The sequence below is a fragment of the Bradyrhizobium iriomotense genome, from assembly GCF_018129405.1.
GTDB lineage: Bacteria > Pseudomonadota > Alphaproteobacteria > Rhizobiales > Xanthobacteraceae > Bradyrhizobium > Bradyrhizobium iriomotense_B.
Genome location: NZ_JAFCLP010000017.1, coordinates 154,418 through 171,029, shown reverse-complemented (window position 1 = coordinate 171,029; position 16,612 = coordinate 154,418). Strand labels below are relative to the sequence as shown.

Sequence of the window (16,612 nt, the reverse complement as noted above, 5' to 3'; positions counted from 1 at the left end):
TTCCGACAGCCCCTTGGGGGCCTTCTCGGAGTCGATCAGGGTCTCAAACCCATAACGATACTGGTCGACGTCGATGCCGCGAACCCGTTCGATGGTTTCCTGAACAGCCGCCATCTATCGCTCCGTCCGCGAGGAGACATATCCAGCCGCGGCAACCATGGGCCGCCTGCGCGCCTGGTTCGCAGCGCGCGCAATCACCAGAGTGACATGCCGGTCGGGGCTCACCATCAACCGGCCGATCTGCACGACACACCGGCGGATGCCCGTGCCCAGGTTTCCAATCCAGACTGCTGGCCTCGACCGCGCCATCGACCTGCCCTCAGGCCGGAACGCAGGTGTCGGGCACCGGGCAGACGACCGCGCATTGCGGCGCATCGAAATGCCCTTCGCACTCGGTGCACTTCTTCGGGTCGATCACATACATGTCGCGCTTGAGGCTGATCGCGGCGTTCGGGCACTCGAACTCACATGCGCCGCAAACCGTGCATTGCGAGGCGACAATCTTGTAGGACATGTGTTCCGACTCCTTGGGCAGACGATGTCGTCGGACATCTCCTTTCAAGCGTCGTGCCAACCGGGAAACGTCGGAAATTCAACGGTTATCTGCCCAAGCGGCTTGTCGTGGCCCCGACAGCATGTCGCATCTGCGACAGCCGCCGTCAGAGCCGCTTGACCTCGACGCCGTGCTTCTTCAGCGCGTAGCCGATCTGCCGCGGCGTCAGGCCGAGCAGGCGCGCGGCCTTGGCCTGAACCCAGCCGGACTTCTCCATGGCCGCGATGACGCGGTCGCGCTCTGCGACAGTGCCGGCGAGCCCAACGCTCGGCTCGGAAGTTGCCGGCTCCACGGTTCTCGGCGGTCCCCCAACAGCAGTCTCGCGCAGGGCAGCGGCTGGAAGGACAGAGAGCGGCACAATCGGCAAGGAGCGCTGCGAGGCGCTCTCGGAGCCGCCGTTCCAAAGCATGGCCGACAGACACTGGTTATGACAGCATGCGAAATCGTTCCTGACGATTTCCGGTCCCGGCGCCAGCGTCGCCGTGCGCTGCACGCAATTTTCGAGCTCCCGCACGTTGCCGGGGAAGCCGCAGCTCATCAAGACCTCGATCGCGTGCCGATCGAAGCTCAACGCGCGGCCGTTCTCGGTGTTGAAATTCTTCAGGAACTCGTTGGCGAGCAGCGGAATATCACTGCGCCGCTCGCGCAACGGCGGCAACATCATCGGCACCACGCTGATGCGGTAATAGAGATCGGCGCGGAATTCGTTGCGTGCCACCGCCTCTTCCAGATTGCGGTTGGTCGCGGCAATGACGCGAACGTCGACCTTGATGGTCTGGTTGCCGCCGACCCGCTCGAACTCCTGCTCCTGGAGCACCCGCAGCAGCTTGGCCTGGAACGAGGCGGAAATCTCACCGATCTCGTCCAGGAACAAGGTGCCCTTGTCCGCGAGCTCGAACCTCCCCTTCCGGGAATTGAGCGCGCCGGTAAACGCCCCCTTTTCGTGGCCAAACAGTTCGGATTCCAATACCGATTCCGGCAGGGCCGCGCAGTTGATCTTGATGAACGGGCGCTTGGCCCGCGGCGAAAGCTCATGAATGGCCTTGGCGATCAGCTCCTTGCCGGTGCCGGATTCACCGCGCAGCAGGACCGTCGAGTTCGACTTGGCCACGACCGCAATCTTGTCGAGCAGCCCGCGCAGCGCCGCGCTGTCGCCGATGATGCCTTCGACGTGAACCTTGCGGCGATCGCGCGTCGGCTTGAGCTCAGACAGCTCCTTCTGCAGGCGGTAGCTCTCATGCATCAGCCGTTCGCGGTCCTGCGCGACGACGCGATGCAGCTTCACGGTCTGGCCGACGAGATTGGCGATCATCGTCAGCAGGCGGACGTCGGAATCGAGCCGATACAGCGGCCGCTCGTCCCAGACCCGGTCGATCGTCAGCGTTCCGACGACCTTGGCATCGATGCGGATCGGCACACCGATGAACGACACACGTGTCGCCGTCTCCGACGCGCCGAGAGTCTCCACGTCCTGGGGACTGAAGGCGGGATGGGTGGCGATATTCTCCGCGACCAACGGCATCGCCGTCGCAACGATCTGGTCCACGGCTTTCTGTGGCAAGCGCCCACGATAACGCTCGTCGCTGCCCTCGCTCCATCCGGCGCCAACCGCAAGATCGGGAACGCCGTCATCGGAGAGCAGCGCGACAACGCCATGACGCATCTGGAGGAATGATTGCAAAAGGTTGACGACATTTGCGAGCGTCGTCTCCAGGCGGGTCGGGGCCGTCAATATCTTCGATATCTCGAAGATGCCGGTCAGTGCGATCTCGTTCAGCGGCACGATCGGCGCGATCTGATCGGCCTGCGGGCGTTCAACCACGGGAGCAGCGTGCAGCATGACGGAATCTCCGTTGCCTGTTAGATCCTCCCCACAGCCTTCTTTGGAATTTGTCTTATTCTCATTCATGTCGTGTCGGGAGTCGCGCTCAACTTGTCGGCAACGCTGCAAAAAGATTCCATCGCATGTGCACGCTTTGTCATCCGATCCGCGGAATTTACCGTCGGAACGTGCGACACGCTCGAAAGCGCGATCTCCGCATTGATCCAGCGCAAATCGGCGACATTTCTTTGGCGAGTAGCGACGGGCATGTGATCACACGTGTTGCCCGCCGTTGATCGGTACCTCCGCACCCGTGACGTAGCTGGCCGCATCCGAGCACAGGAAGAAGATCACCTTGGCGACCTCGTCCGGCGTGCCGACGCGGTGCAGCGGTATGATCGGCGCCAGCTGGGCCTCGGTCTCCGGCGACAGAATGTCCGTCTTGATCTCGCCAGGAGCGATCGCGTTGACGCGAATTCCGAACGGCGCATAGTCGTGCGCCATCTCGCGGGTCAAGCATGCAAGGGCGGCCTTCGACGTCGCATAGGCCGTTCCGGCAAAGGGATGCACCCGGGAGCCGACGATCGAGGTGACGTTGACGATCGAACCGGATGCCAGCTTCAGCTCGTCGACCAGGCCCTGGGCGAACAGGATCGGCGCGAGCAGGTTGACGTGAAACACGCTCATCCAGGTTTCGACCGGTGTCGTCAGCGAGTTCAACCGGCTGCCGTCGGCGGCCTTGGGCGAAATGCCGGCATTGTTGATCAGCGCATGCAGCGGCCGGCCGTCGAGCCGCTCCTTGATCTCGGCGACCGCGCGCGGCAACGCGCGATGGTCGCTCAATTCGACCTGAACATGATTATCCGTCCCCGAATCCCACGGGCATCGATCGCCATCGAACGGCTGCCGCGAACAGGTGATGATCCGCCAGCCGGCTTCGGAAAACAGCTTTCCCGTCGCATGGCCGATTCCCCGGGATGCGCCGGTCAGCACCAGCGTCTTCCCTTCGCCATGCTGCGCCTGCGACTTGTCGCTGTGGAACGGACAGAGTGCGACATCGGGCGCCGATGCGCCATCGCGGTCCAGTAGATCGAGCGTCACACAAGCTCCTCACTGCGTCCAGACCGGACGCCTGGCATTGCATGTGGAGCAACTTTGCAGGATTTGGGCCACGCTCCGCCGACCGATCGTTGCAGTTTTCGCGTCGGGATGTCGGCTTCACGACACGTTGGATGGTTTGCAACAGGAGTACGTGGACTTTCGGACCCGATGCGGCAATCATTGCGCCCTCTCGGTTCCTGAATGTTGGCCGACGGTTGTGAGCTGATTTTCAATCGTTCCAAATGGCCCGGCTCTTGCTCTCTTCGTTTCAGGCTCAATCGCGTCCTGGCTTGCTACGCCTTGTCTGCAAACGTGGTTTCAAATGTTTCAGCCGAACGACCAACGACTCTTCGCCGTCATCCTCGGCACCAATGAGATCGCCTCAGCGATCGGCATCCAGCTCGTGCGCGCAGGGTATTGTGTAGTGCTGTCACACGATCCGGACCCGCCGGTGATCCGCCGCAAGATGGCCTTCCACGATGCCCTCTTCACCGACACCGCGCAACTCGAGGACATCGTCGCCGAACGCGTGGACGACGGCATGCAGGTCCACCAGGCTCTGTGCCGGCCGGCGCGACTCCTGGTCACCTGGCTCGGCCTGCTCGATCTGCTTCCCGTCCGCCACATCGACCTTCTCATCGACGCGCGTCTTCAGAAGCGTCGGATCACGCCCGACCTCAGACGGGTGGCCCGGCTGACCATTGGTCTCGGCCCCGGGTTCTCATCGGACTTCAATTGCGACGTCGCAGTGGAGACGCGTCCGGGCAAGATCGGGCTTGTCAGCGACGAGCGCTGGACCGACGCTGCCGACGGCGTTGCGAGCACCCTGGGTGATGTCGGCGCGGAACGCTTCGTCTATTCGCAGTTCGCGGGGCGCTGGCACACACCGATCGAGATCGGCACCCGCGTCTACAGGGATCTCGTGCTCGGCCATCTCTCCGGTGTTCCGGTGCTCGCGCCGCGTGACGGCGTACTGCGCGGCATCGCCCGCGACGGCAGCGAGGTTCCGGTCGGCGTCAAATTGCTGGAGATTGACCCGCGCGGGCGCGATGCCCAGTGGACTGGCACAGACGGCCGCGGGCGCGCCATTGCGCACGCGACAATCGCCGCCGTCCGGCTCCACGCCGGCCGACGGGTATCACAATGGAACCCGGCATGATCGTCTGTTCCTGCAATGTCATCAGCGATCACGACATCAGGGGTGTGGCATCGACCGACGGCGAGCTTTGCTCGGCTGCGCAGGTCTACGGCTGCCTCGGCTGCACAGTCCGGTGCGGACTATGCTCCAATTCCGTGAAGCGGATTCTCGAAGAGCGGCCGGCCCGTCGCGCACGATATTTGACGACCTTGGAGACATAGCGGTCCGCGCCGACGCGGGGTTTGGAAAGAATGGAGTGAAGATAATAGAGACAATGGAAAAGGCGCACACCAATCTGCGGCACGTGACGCCCGACTACAAAGCGCCGCACGCGACCCGTCCTGCTCTCGCGGGCATCGGGTAAGCAAAGGGTTTGATTGGTGAGCGCACCCAGGCTCGACGTGTAGAAAGTGCGGAGGCAAGCGGCTGGGCGGAAATGTCGAACGACATCGGCGCAAAGTGAGATACGGCACGCGGCGTGACACCGATCAATTGCTCCGGCAAGCCATCAGCATCGCCAGAGACGAATGACGACTGCCCCGAACCCTTGCCTGGATGCCACAGCAAGTTTTCAGGCTACGAACGTTCCTTGACACGAATATGTCACTGATCGCTTTGCAAGCCGGAAGGGCACAAACGGCGCGGCGCTCGCCCTCGAGCACGGTCTGAGCCATTTCTCGACCGGTTGGAACTGTCCTGGAACGACGAAGTCACGGCCCGTAGATCACCAGCTCAGAGTCCGACAGATCGGCAAGCCGGGGGCAATGCGGACCCTTGAAGTACTTTCGGCCGATCGGCTCCCTGTAAATGCCGACGAGGCCGGTCACAGGGCCGTTGGCATCGAGAGCAATCGACATCCAGCCGCGTCGAATCAGGAAGCGGCCCATAGCGCCGGCGCAAACAACATAATCGGCCAGATCGGCGCAATACATCAATTGCATCACCGGCAGCCTGATACGACCGACCCGCAGCGGCTGCAGCACGAACGGAAAGGCGCGGCCATCGCCGGCGCGACACACCAAACTGAGGCAGCCATAGGATGCGTGACGCGCAAGCAACGCGACGTCAGCCACCGGCAATCCTTCGATCGCTGTCGCGTTCGGTCCGACGATCTCCACGCGCATCGCCTTGACCGGGCGAGATACTGCCGGAAAGGAAAAGAACAAGCCGCCGCAATAGCGGCGGAATCCCTGCGCTTCGATGACTTGCCAAGTCCGTTGCGCTGGAGTGATATTGACGTAGGTGACGTCCTTGTGGCGCTGCGCGACCTTGGTCAGCATGGGAGCGTAGCTGCGAAAGGCGGGCTCCACATACCAGCTGGAGAGATTGCAGCGGATGGAGGCTCTACCGCCATCGTTCCTTGCCGTGTGGATCAGCAGCAGAGCGCCGACCGGCACCCGGTCGTGCTCGAGCATATAGCCAAAGCGCGGGAAGCTGTCGGGCGTCTCTCGCACAGACAAGCGCCTGAGTCCCTCGATCCAGTAATCCCGCGAGCGTCTTGGAAAGCCGTTTGCCAGAAGATCCGCGACGGCGTCGAGATCGGCTATTCCTATCTCACGGCATCGGACCATCGCCAGAACTCTCACTCCTTGTATCCGAGCCGCCTTGTGATCCCCGGGGGTGGCGAGCGCGCCAGACGAGCGGATCGAGCGGCAACCAACTTGCGTCCGTGGCGACGTGCCGGAATTGCGGCGGCAGCGGGCGATGCTTCTCGCACCGAGTGTGAGCGTCGCTGCGAGACAATGTAGTGCAACCAGTTGCGGTATATCCGCTGGGCCGGAAGACGCCAGACGTTGCTGAGGTCCTTCGCGAGCCGATCGACCGGGAAATCGGCAAAAAGCTCGGCGTTTCTGTCGGAGAGGGCTTTCTGTCGGAAAGCTATCAGGATCTGCTCCGCGCCCTCGTTCAGGTAGCCCCTCGGTATGGTCGGACAGACTTCGTTCTCTCCCCGGAGGAAACGCCCCATATCCCTTCGATATTCACCCAGCAGGCTCTGGGTCTCGTATTCCGGATGGCCTTGGAAATGGACAAAAAGGCTTTTCTTTTGCTGCTTGACGAAGCAGTCGACCCCAGCCTCCGCCGACCAGGTGAGAACCGAGTATCCGCAGTCCGAGAGATCCTCCTCCTGCACCTCATTCCAACGGGCGTGCGGTATCCGGAAGGTCCTCGGCACATCCTGCATCAAGGGATGATGTCTCGTCTTTGTTTGAGCGAAAACACCGAAGCATTTGGCAGGCAGCTTGTGGCGCGCAACGCCGTCCAGGTGCAGGACGGCGCCGTGAACAGCCAGGCAGGAAAATACCGACGATACGGTATTCTCCGTCGCCCAGTCGGCGATCTCGGCGAAGGTGGTCCAATATGGCTCGTCTGTAAGGCTGGCGGCCCTTGGTTCGGCGCCTGTCACGATCACTCCATCCAGGCTCCTGTTCAGTAGATCGCCGATGCCACGGTAGTATCGACGCACGTAATCGCGCCCCCATTCCGAGCGGGGGGTCGACTCCATCGTATACAAGTGCAGCCTGACGCAAAGTCGTCCCGCGGCCGCATCGAGCAGGTCGAACAACTGGCGCTCGGTCGACATCAGGGCGGCATCCGACATGTTATTAATGAGCCCGATGTCGAGACAATCTGCCCGGCTTCCCAGGGGCGCCTTCGCATAGGCGCCGCTCGGTGCCCTGGAGAAGAGGTGATGCTCGTGCGAATCTATATCAATTAGGACAGTCATCCGAATGCCTTCACGGTTGCCGAAACATCGACGGCGCAGAGCGCCTGGTCGAGATCCGCGAGGATGTCGTCGATGTGCTCGATTCCGACGCTCAACCTGATCATCTCGGGCCGCACGCCGGCTTTCTCCTGTTCTTCGACGGACATTTGCCGGTGCGTTGTCGATGCGGGGTGGCAGGCGAGCGTTTTCGCATCGCCTATGTTGACCAGCCGCTTGCAGAGCTTCAGCCTGTCGTAGAACCGCTTGCCCGCCTCGAAACCTCCAGCGACACCAAAAGTCAGCAGTGAACACGCTCGACCATCCAGATACTTCTGCGTCAGCGCGAAATAGGGGCTGTCGTGAAAGCCCGCATAATTGACCCACCCGACACGGCCGTCATTGCGCAAGAATCGCGCGACCTTTGCGCCATTCTCGACGTGCCGCTCGATCCGGAGCGCGACGGTCTCGATGCCCTGGAGCAGCAGGAAAGCGTTCATCGGCGCCAGCACGGCGCCCGTTGTTCTCTGGGAAACGGCGCGGCAACGCGCGATGTAGGCAGCTGTGCCGTAGCGCTCGGTGAAGACCAGACCGTGGTACGATTTCTCCGGTTCGTTCATCATCGGGAAGCGCCGACGATGCTCCGTCCAAGGGAACCTGCCGCTGTCGATGATAATTCCACCGAGCGTCGTGCCATGCCCGCCCATGAATTTCGTGAGCGACTCCACGACGACGTCAGCGCCGTACTCGATCGGCCTGAGAAGGATCGGCGTCGGTACGGTGTTGTCGACGATCAGGGGAACGCCGTGCCGGTGCGCGACCTCGGCCATCGCCTGGATGTCGCAGACGTTTCCGGCCGGATTCCCGACGCTCTCACAGAACACCGCCCGTGTATCGTCGTCGATCAGCCGTTCGACGCTTTCCGGCCGGTCGTCTTGCGAAAAGCGGACAGCAATGCCCTGCCTCGGCAGGATGTGCGCGAACAGCGTATGCGTGGTGCCGTAGAGCTGCGGAACCGAGACGATATTGGAGCCCATCTCCGCGATGTTGACGACCGCATAGTTCACCGCGGCCTGTCCACAGGCAACGCTGAGTGCCTCGATGCCTCCTTCAAGAGCGGCGACGCGCTTCTCCAGCACGGCGTTGGTTGGATTGCCGATCCGGGTATAACGGAAGCCGTCGACTTCGAGGTTGAAGAGCGCCGCTCCATGGTCGGCGCTGTCGAATGCATAGGAGGCCGTCTGGTAGATTGGCACGGCAACAGCCTTCGTTGCCGGATCGTCTTCAAAGCCGCCGTGGACGGCGACAGTCTCTCTTCTCATAGTAGCTGGCCCTTCGGCTCTCCGGCCCCGGGCTAGCTCCCGACTTCCCTGGCGCATCGGGCCTCCTCGCTTGCTGAAGGTGCTCGGTCGTCGGTCTGCGCGAAGTTCAGCAGCTCGCGCACCGCGGTCGGCCACAGGCCGACGTCTTTGCCGTGGGTATGGAACATGGCGACCGCCAGACGATCCATTCCGAACGCCACGCAGGCCGTGTGGGCCGGCGCGGAGGCTGCATCGACGATGCCCCATGTCGTGCCGAAATGATCCCGGTGGTAGTTGAAGCTCATGCAGGCGGTCGGTCGCTCCTCGGAGCGCAGCGGCACCAGCAGTTCAAACTTCAGCGACTGCTGCTTCTGGCTCACCGCCATCATCTGCCCGACCCGGCCGAAGAACGGGTCGTTGGCATGGTCGATCCTGAAGGTTAGCCCGAGATCGCGGGCTATCTTCTGCGCGCGCATGATCCAACGCTCCCGGAATGCTGAGACGTGATCAGCACTACCGATGCAGACGAATTCCCGCATGCGGAAGGATTGCAGCCGGTCGAGATGGCGCGACGGTTCGCGGCGGAAACAGTCGGCAGCCACGTCGAAGCTCCAGCCTCCGGCTGGAACGGGCCCCCGGCTCGCCGCGATCGGATAGACCGGATAGCAAGCGGCCGGCGAGAGAACGAGATCGGCCGGCGACAGCGAGGTGGTCCAGTCACCGCCGGCATCGAAGCGGCTGACCGCCGCGTCGATCTCACTTTCCATGCCGTGCAAGCCACAGACGCAGCCGAGGAGATTGGGAAAGCTCTTCAGGTAACCCGACCTCTCGAGCTGCGCGCGATTCATGACGGGCGGGAAACGCATCACCTCGGCGTTCGGGTCGCGATTCCGCGAGATCACCGCGGCAATTCGCTCCACCACGTCTTCGTAGAGTGCGGTGCGGCCATAGACGCCGGGCGAGCCCATCTCGTGGAACAGCGCATCGGCGAGATGGTCCAACGGATCGGCTGGAGCCTGAGTGGAGGCAGCCGGTGCTTCAACAATGGCCACTTTCATCAGGCCCTCTCCTTCTCGGAAGAAAGTCAATCGCACAGGGACTCTGGAACCGTGCTCATGAGCGTCGCCGGGCCAATGCTGGTGAGGATGCGATCGTTGTTGATCATGATCGGAGCTGAAAGCACGTCTCGCAGGTGGCGGCCGATACTCACGTCGGTGTCGTTGCGATAGCCGGACAGGCCGCAGGTGCGCATCGCGTGCATGACGGTCGCAACCGCAAGCTCGGAGGCCTCCACCTTGAGAAGATTGATCGAGGACTGGAAGTCCACGGACGACAACGCGCGCACGTCTTGTCCGCGGGCTTCATAGAACTGCAGACTTGCCGCAATGACCGCGCGCAATTTTGTCAGGGTCATCCTGGCGGCCGTGAAGTGCGCCGCGGCAGGAGGCATATTGCCGCCCGACCCGCGGGAGGCCTTGCGGACGAAGAGCTGCGCCCGGTCCACCGCCGCTGCTGCGATTCCCGCCCAGACCGAGGACCAGCACAGATGGGCGACAGGCGTCATCGTCTGCGCATGGATCTTTTCGTATGCTACCGGGAATATCTGGTCCGCGGTCCCCTTGAAATCCAGCTTGAAACCCGCACTGCAGGTCCCGCGCATGCCGAGGGTCTCCCACCCCAGAGTGCGCTCCAGCGTATAATCATCACGGGTGATGGCCAGCAGCACCTGATCGGATCCGGCAGAAGATTCGCAGCGGCGGGCAACGGTGATGATGCCGTCCGCCTCGGCGCCGTACGAAATCACCGTCGCGTCGCGCAGCAGCGAAATCTCGGTGCCTGCGCGCTCCACTGCGGCGGAGCTGAAGCGTATGTTTCCGCCGTTCTGGCCTTCCGTGGTCGATGATGCCAACAGCAGCTGCTCGGCAGCCACGCGTCGCATGAGACTTTCGTGCCACACACTGCCCGCGCCGTGGCGAACCAGGCACGCGACCTTGGTCTGATGCATCGCGAAGATCATTCCGACCGAAGCGCAGGCGCGGCCGAGCGCGTAGCACATATCGGCGATCTCGGAGATCGACGCACCTTCCCCGCCGAACTCGATCGGAATCTGGGCTCCCAGAAGTCTTTCCTTCCGCGCCGCGTCGATCGCCTTCCGCGGGAAGCGCGCCTCGCGATCGACCGCTTCTGCCTCGGCCGCGGCGACCTCCGCGACATTTGCCGTTCGCTGCTGGAACGAGGAGTCGTCAGGAGAAAAGGAAATTCGACCAATTTCAGTGGCGCTGTTGCGGAACGGAACTTCCTGCACGGTCATGGGCCAGAGCCTCCCGCTTCATGGTTGTCATGATTGAACGATGCGAGCCGGGTCGAGACGAAGTCCGATCAAAAACCGACAACTAGCCCACTTCCCCCGCCGCGTCCTTGGCGCAGAAGTGGGTATCAAGAAGCTTCCACTCCCGGGCGAGGTACCTCCGAAGCAGAGCTATTGGCCGAAGGTGCAGTTGGGTATCGTCGCCCTCCATGTGATCACGCCTGGCCACGGCAGGAGACCGGCTGAAATGCACGACTTTGCCGTCAACGTTCAGAATCGCGTCCTGTCGGTCGTCAGGAGCGTCCTCCAGCAGAATGCAATCATCGCCGAGGTCCATCCGGAGTCGCGACTCGTGGACATTGGGCTGAGCTCGATGGGTATGGTCGAGTTGATGCTCAAGGTCGAAGCCGAGTTCGATCTCATTCTTCCTCAACTCGAAATCACACCCGAAAACTTCCAATCGGTGAAGGCGATGGAGCGGATGATCCTCAACCAGCTCGGATCCGGGTCAGAATGAAGCCCGTTGAACAAAGGTTGTGCTTCGAGAACCAGGCAAGCCGCATCGAACGGGTGCGGGCGGATACCGATCCAGCCCGGCCGCATGATCAATTTATAAACAAGGCCGTGATCCAGCGCGCGACCGCACGCGACGCTCCACGGCGCTCCGCAGCCAAGACATGGCTGCAAGCCATCGCACTGACCGCACGGCTCGAGGCCCAGCCGCATCGTTTGTTCGCCGACATCGTCGAGGATTGGGCTCAACGTCAGCCGGAGCGACCTGCCTTGCTCTCGGATGACCAATCCTTCACCTATGGCGAACTCACCAACCGGATCAACCGGTATGCGCGTTGGGCGCGACACGTTGGCCTTCATGCCGGCCGCACCGTCTGCCTGCTGGCATCGAACGGGCCGGACTACCTCGCCTGCTGGCTCGGTATCAGCAGCGTTGGTGGAACAGTGGCGCTGATCAACACCAGGCTGATCGGCCGGTCGCTTGCCCACTGCATCGATGTCGCTCATGCCGATCACCTCATCCTCGCAACCGATTGCGTCGACGCCTTCGAGGGCGCGCGTCCCCATCTGCACCGTGTGCCGCAATGCTGGAGCCTTGGCACCGGCGATCGACGCGGCGATCTGGATGCGGCGCTCGCCGCCTTCGAGCCACGACCGCTGTCCGCCGCCGAACGTGGCGACGTCACGATCGATGGACGCGCGCTCCTCATCTACACATCGGGCACCACTGGCCTGCCGAAGGCGGCGAACGTCAGTCATCGCCGCGTTCTCGCCTGGGGTGGCTGGTTTGCCGGACTGACGGGCGCGTCCACCGACGATCGTCTCTACGATTGCCTGCCGCTCCATCACTCCGTGGGTGGCGTCGCGGCTCCCTGCAGCATGCTCTGCGCGGGCGGCTCTGTCGCGATTGCGGAGAAATTCTCCGCTGGCGGCTTCTGGCGCGACATCGAGCGTTTCGACTGTACGATGTTCCAGTACATTGGCGAGCTCTGCCGGTATTTGCTGAAGGCGCCAGTATCTGAACAAGAGACGCGGCATCGGCTGCGGCTGGCTGTCGGCAACGGGTTGCGCCGCGACATCTGGGAGATGTTCGCCAACCGGTTCGCGATTCCGCAGATCCTCGAATTCTATGCCGCAACCGAAGGCAATTTTTCGCTGTTCAACGTCGAAGGAAAGCCGGGCGCGATCGGCCGGATACCGCCGGTTCTGGCGCATCGTTTTCCGACTTCGATTATCAAGGTCGATGCCGACAGCGGCAGCCCAGTCCGTAACGAGGCAGGGCTCTGCATCGCGTGCGCCCCCGGCGAGACCGGCGAGGCTGTCGGACGGATCGGCGAGGCCAATTCCGACGGCCGGCCTTTCGAAGGCTACACGGATCCCGCCGAGACCAAGAAGAAGATTTTGCACAACGTCTTCGTCATGGGGGATGCCTGGTTCCGCAGCGGTGATCTGATGATGCGCGATGCGCAGGGCTACCTGCACTTCATAGACCGCGTCGGCGACACCTTTCGCTGGAAGGGCGAGAACGTCGCGACCAGCGAAGTGAACGACGCAATCGCGGACTGCCCCGGCGTTCTCGACGCCTCGATCTATGGAGTTGCAGTGTCCGGCACCGATGGCCGCGCCGGCATGGCGGCCCTGGTGGTGGACCAGAATTTCGATTTCGGGATATTCAGAGAACACCTTTCGAGTCGCCTGCCGCCCTATGCAATTCCAGCTTTCGTCAGGTTGTGCCGAGCGCTGGATGCGACTGACACCTTCAGGAAGAAGAAGCAGCAGCTGGTCCGCGAGGGATTCGATCCTTCAATCGTGGACGATCCGCTGTTCCTGCGTGATCCGGCGACCGGCGACTATCGTTCGATCGACCGGTCCGTCTACGCGCGCATCGTTGAGGGCGCAATCAGGCTCTAACATCGGCCCGGAAATCGAAATGAGAGGTGTTCATCATGTCGGTCAGAACGAAGATTTTCTCCGCGATGGAGCAGATCGCCGAAGAACAGAAGGTCACGCTTCCGCCGCTTCAGGACAACCTGTCCCTGAACGAAACCGGATTCGATTCGCTGGCCTTCGCGATTCTGGTTGCGCGGCTGGAGGACGAGCTCGGCGTCGATCCCTTCACTATTGCTGAGGACGCAGCCTTCCCGTCCACACTCGGTGAGTTCGTCAGAGCTTACGAGAATGTTCCCGCCTGATAGCATCGCGCTACGCCACTACCTCGGCCAAGGACCGAAGGACCGCACCATTTCCGATGCCCGGCACAGCGTATCGCTGACCGACATTGTCGAGTTCAGCTGCCTGGCCGGCCGATGCTGCGACTTGTCTGGCCGTTCGGTACTGATTGCGACATCGAGACAGCTGCTCTCCGCGCTCGCAATGATCGAGCTCGACGGCGTCGCACGCCGCATGCTTTTATGCCCACCCGATCTCGATTGGGAGCGCCTGCAGGCCCTGGTCGAGCAGGCCGGGATCGACACCATCGTCACCGATCGACCGCTATCCGGATCGCGCGCCGGAAAATACACTGTTATCGGCATCGACCTGCCCGACCGGAGGGCCACGAGACGGACGGTCGACCATGCGACCGAATGGTTGATGCTGACCTCGGGGACGTCGGGGCTGCCGAAGATCGTCCGACATACGCTCGATGGGCTCGCCGGCGCGATTATTGCCGAGGGGCCTGCGCGCTACGGCGACGCAACGTGGGCGACGTTCTACGATATCCGCCGCTATGGCGGCCTGCAAATCTTCCTGCGCGCCGTGCTCGGCGGTGGATCGATGGTGCTATCCGAGCCCGGGGAAGCCATCGCGGTCCATGTGGCGCGGCTGCGCGCGGGCGGCGTCAGCCACATCTCCGGCACGCCATCGCACTGGCGCAAGCTCCTGATGAGCGGCGCGACCGCCAATTTTTCGCCGCGCTATATCCGCTTGTCCGGCGAAATCGCTGACCAGGCAGTGCTCGACGGCTTGGCCCAGGCATTTCCGCACGCGTCGATCGGTCACGCCTATGCCTCGACCGAAGCCGGAGTTGGGTTTAGCGTCGACGACGGGCGCGAGGGGTTTCCTGCCCACCTGATCGGACGAAATCGGGACGGCGTAGAGATGAAGGTCGTCGAGGGCTCGCTGCGGATCCGCTCCAAGCGTACCGCGCGCGCCTATGTCGGGGCCGATGCGCCGCCGCTCGCCGACGAGGAGGGGTTCGTCGATACTGGCGATATCGTCGAGCTGCGCGGCGAACGGTACCACTTCGTCGGCCGGCGAGGCGGCATTATCAATATCGGCGGGTTGAAGGTGCATCCGGAAGAGGTGGAGGCCGTGATCAACCGTCACGCCTGCGTTCAAATGTCTCGGGCGCGATCGCGCAGGAGCCCGATCACGGGCGCCATTGTAGTTGCCGATGTCATCCTCACGGCCGGCACCGATGAGAAGTGCCACGAGACCATCCGCGCAGAGATACTCACCCAATGCAAGGACAGCCTCGCAGCATGGAAGGTTCCCGCGGTGATCCGTTTCGTCGAGCGACTAGAAGTCACGGCAGCGGGAAAGCTGGCGCGCACCGATGCATAACGTCCTCATCACCGGGCGGCAGCCGCGGTATCGGCTTGGCCATTGCGCGCAGGCTCGCCGGCCGCGTCAATTTTGGCAGCTTCTCCCTACAGGAACCGCTCTCTTGACTTGGGTTGTACGGTTCAACACGGCGCTCCCGTCAGATGTCCAAGCATCGTGTTGCAGGCCTTCTCGGCCTCCGCAAGAGTTACAAACGCCGAACCACCGATCTTGATCGCGCCGTTCCCCCCATAGAGCGGCCGCCATGACGCCACATAGCCCGCGCGTCCATGAAAACCGCCGCCAGCTGGGCTCTCATACGTGATGACAAACGAAAAGCCGTCGCCGGTCGCGCTCCAGATTTCCATGTCCTCGACGGCACGGTGAAACTCGAGGGACATCTAGCTGCGCCCCATACTGGCCTTCATCTCAACCACAGAGTTATCTGTCCTGCCGACAAGGCGCGAAGGGGGAACGGCCCTGACCACTGGGGGGGCAGGAAGGAAAGGCCAGGGCCGCCGCTCCGCAGTTGCCGAGTTCCAATCGGCACATCTCTGCGATGCTATCTCGAGCCGTTCGCTATAGCCCGCGACGACGCTTTACCTGACAGCGGACCAGTACGATCGACCCAGAGCCGCAGATGATGAATGAATAGCCCTTCTCTCTCGTTGCACTGACTGCCATTACGGATGAACTGACAGTCCTGACGGATTACCTCATTCAGCTTGCGATGGACGCAGTGGCCGCCGAAGTCGGAGGCCTACCGCGCTCGCGACGCAGGCTTGGCCTTCGGGCACGAAACCGGGCTTTGGGCGCGCTCGCGAGATTCTTTCAGGTCAGGCCGGCGCATCCGGTTGAGGCGCCTGCTCATTGCAGTGGGAGGTGTGACCGGGGGATTGACGGACCGCGACGATCCTCTTAGCGCTCTCCACCTGTCGGACGATCATGTTGCGCGATAGCTATTGCCGCGAGCTCCGTTCGATTGCTGATTTCAAGTTTTTGAAAAATGTTGTGAAGGTGCACTTTGATGGTGCCGACGGAAATGCACAGCCGTCGCCCGATGTCCTTATTCGACAATCCTTCGGATACCAGACGCATGATCTGACGCTCGCGGTCGGTCAGAGCTGTCATCATCCTGTCCGAATTCGCGCCCTGCTCCTGCGATGCGATCGAATCGGATGACATCATCGGCAGCAGACTTCGGCCATTGGCGATGTGCCGTAAGGACTGCACCAGCGCCTCCGGCTCCGCATCCTTCAGGACGATGCTGCAGGCAAAGGGGGCCGCATCCAAAAGCAATCCGCAATCTTCACTCGAGGCGAAAAACACCAAATGCGTCGAACGATTTTCTGAATTGACGGAAAGAACTATCAGCGCGGCAAGCTCGGGCATCGCGGGATCAACAATCGCAATGTCGGGCGCCAGGCTATAAATCGCCTGGATGCAGCTCGCAGCGTCGCTACAAGATGCAACGATGTTGAAGTCCGCCTCGGTACTGAGCACGTTGCTCAGTCCCTGTAGGACGACCGGATGCCGGTCTGCAATGACTACATTAGTACGTCGCATGGGCGCTCCTCAGCCTGACGCCCCCAAAAGCTTTAACGCCGTTAACGCGCTGCTATTTCCCAAAGG

General features: G+C 62.2%; 15 protein-coding genes. 5 read left to right on the top strand and 10 right to left on the bottom strand.

Going from position 1 to position 16,612, the window contains the following annotated elements; genetic code table 11:
* Nucleotides 1–319 precede the first annotated feature (319 nt).
* The 3 genes from JQ592_RS28545 to JQ592_RS28535 form a co-directional block, all read right to left on the bottom strand.
* On the bottom strand, nt 320–514 hold the full coding sequence (locus JQ592_RS28545) for a 4Fe-4S binding protein (RefSeq protein WP_211406101.1): 195 nt from the start codon (nt 512–514) through the stop codon (nt 320–322).
* A gap of 145 nt (nt 515–659) precedes the next feature.
* Entirely contained in the window at nt 660–2,393 is a 1,734-nt protein-coding gene (gene nifA, locus JQ592_RS28540; RefSeq protein ID WP_211406100.1) for a nif-specific transcriptional activator NifA, read from the bottom strand.
* Nucleotides 2,394–2,648: 255 nt separating this feature from the next.
* Nucleotides 2,649–3,476 (bottom strand): SDR family NAD(P)-dependent oxidoreductase, encoded by an 828-nt coding sequence (locus JQ592_RS28535; protein ID WP_211406099.1) that lies wholly within the window; start codon nt 3,474–3,476, stop codon nt 2,649–2,651.
* 322 nt (nt 3,477–3,798) lie between these two features.
* Here JQ592_RS28535 and JQ592_RS28530 point away from each other — a divergent pair, with 322 nt between their 5' ends.
* The gene (locus tag JQ592_RS28530) at nt 3,799–4,635 is read left to right on the top strand and encodes a xanthine dehydrogenase (protein WP_211406098.1); all 837 of its coding nucleotides are present in this window, start codon (nt 3,799–3,801) and stop codon (nt 4,633–4,635) included.
* Nucleotides 4,636–5,324: 689 nt separating this feature from the next.
* Here the strand turns inward: JQ592_RS28530 and JQ592_RS28525 are convergent.
* Genes JQ592_RS28525 through JQ592_RS28505 form a run of 5 tightly spaced genes read right to left on the bottom strand, consistent with a single transcriptional unit; the run spans nt 5,325 to nt 10,927 of the window.
* On the bottom strand, nt 5,325–6,185 hold the full coding sequence (locus JQ592_RS28525; RefSeq protein ID WP_211406115.1) for an acyl-CoA acyltransferase: 861 nt from the start codon (nt 6,183–6,185) through the stop codon (nt 5,325–5,327).
* Between the two features lie 11 nt (nt 6,186–6,196).
* On the bottom strand, nt 6,197–7,339 hold the full coding sequence (gene metA / locus JQ592_RS28520) for a homoserine O-succinyltransferase MetA (RefSeq protein ID WP_211406097.1): 1,143 nt from the start codon (nt 7,337–7,339) through the stop codon (nt 6,197–6,199).
* Nucleotides 7,336–8,637: an O-acetylhomoserine aminocarboxypropyltransferase/cysteine synthase family protein gene (locus JQ592_RS28515; RefSeq protein ID WP_211406114.1), complete on the bottom strand. Its 1,302-nt coding sequence runs from the start codon at nt 8,635–8,637 to the stop codon at nt 7,336–7,338. Before JQ592_RS28515 ends, metA begins: the two co-directional genes overlap by 4 nt.
* A 32-nt stretch (nt 8,638–8,669) precedes the next feature.
* Nucleotides 8,670–9,674, bottom strand: coding sequence for an amino acid--[acyl-carrier-protein] ligase (locus JQ592_RS28510; protein ID WP_211406096.1), 1,005 nt, complete (start codon nt 9,672–9,674; stop codon nt 8,670–8,672).
* A gap of 26 nt (nt 9,675–9,700) precedes the next feature.
* Nucleotides 9,701–10,927, bottom strand: a complete 1,227-nt coding sequence (locus tag JQ592_RS28505; RefSeq protein ID WP_211406095.1) for an acyl-CoA dehydrogenase family protein — start codon at nt 10,925–10,927, stop codon at nt 9,701–9,703.
* 244 nt (nt 10,928–11,171) lie between these two features.
* On the opposite strand from JQ592_RS28505, the gene JQ592_RS28500 reads away from it, so the two are divergent.
* The 4 genes from JQ592_RS28500 to JQ592_RS28485 are packed head-to-tail and all read left to right on the top strand — an operon-like array spanning nt 11,172 to nt 15,001.
* Nucleotides 11,172–11,441 (top strand): phosphopantetheine-binding protein, encoded by a 270-nt coding sequence (locus JQ592_RS28500; RefSeq protein WP_211406113.1) that lies wholly within the window; start codon nt 11,172–11,174, stop codon nt 11,439–11,441.
* Complete coding sequence (locus JQ592_RS28495) at nt 11,438–13,348, top strand: long-chain-acyl-CoA synthetase (RefSeq protein ID WP_246820730.1); 1,911 nt, start codon at nt 11,438–11,440, stop codon at nt 13,346–13,348. The genes JQ592_RS28500 and JQ592_RS28495 overlap by 4 nt, the downstream gene beginning before the upstream one ends.
* A gap of 35 nt (nt 13,349–13,383) precedes the next feature.
* Nucleotides 13,384–13,629 carry an acyl carrier protein gene (locus JQ592_RS28490; RefSeq protein ID WP_211406094.1) on the top strand — a complete coding sequence of 82 codons (246 nt, stop codon included), beginning with the start codon at nt 13,384–13,386 and terminating at the stop codon, nt 13,627–13,629.
* Nucleotides 13,616–15,001, top strand: coding sequence for an AMP-binding protein (locus JQ592_RS28485; RefSeq protein WP_211406093.1), 1,386 nt, complete (start codon nt 13,616–13,618; stop codon nt 14,999–15,001). Before JQ592_RS28490 ends, JQ592_RS28485 begins: the two co-directional genes overlap by 14 nt.
* Nucleotides 15,002–15,123: 122 nt before the next feature.
* Here JQ592_RS28485 and JQ592_RS28480 read toward each other — a convergent pair whose 3' ends face one another.
* Together JQ592_RS28480 and JQ592_RS28475 are read right to left on the bottom strand one after the other, a co-directional pair.
* A complete protein-coding gene (locus JQ592_RS28480; RefSeq protein WP_211406092.1) occupies nt 15,124–15,381 on the bottom strand; it encodes a hypothetical protein in 258 nt (85 codons plus the stop codon).
* Between the two features lie 517 nt (nt 15,382–15,898).
* Nucleotides 15,899–16,546 (bottom strand): response regulator transcription factor, encoded by a 648-nt coding sequence (locus JQ592_RS28475; RefSeq protein ID WP_211406091.1) that lies wholly within the window; start codon nt 16,544–16,546, stop codon nt 15,899–15,901.
* Between the last annotated feature and the right edge of the window lie 66 nt (nt 16,547–16,612).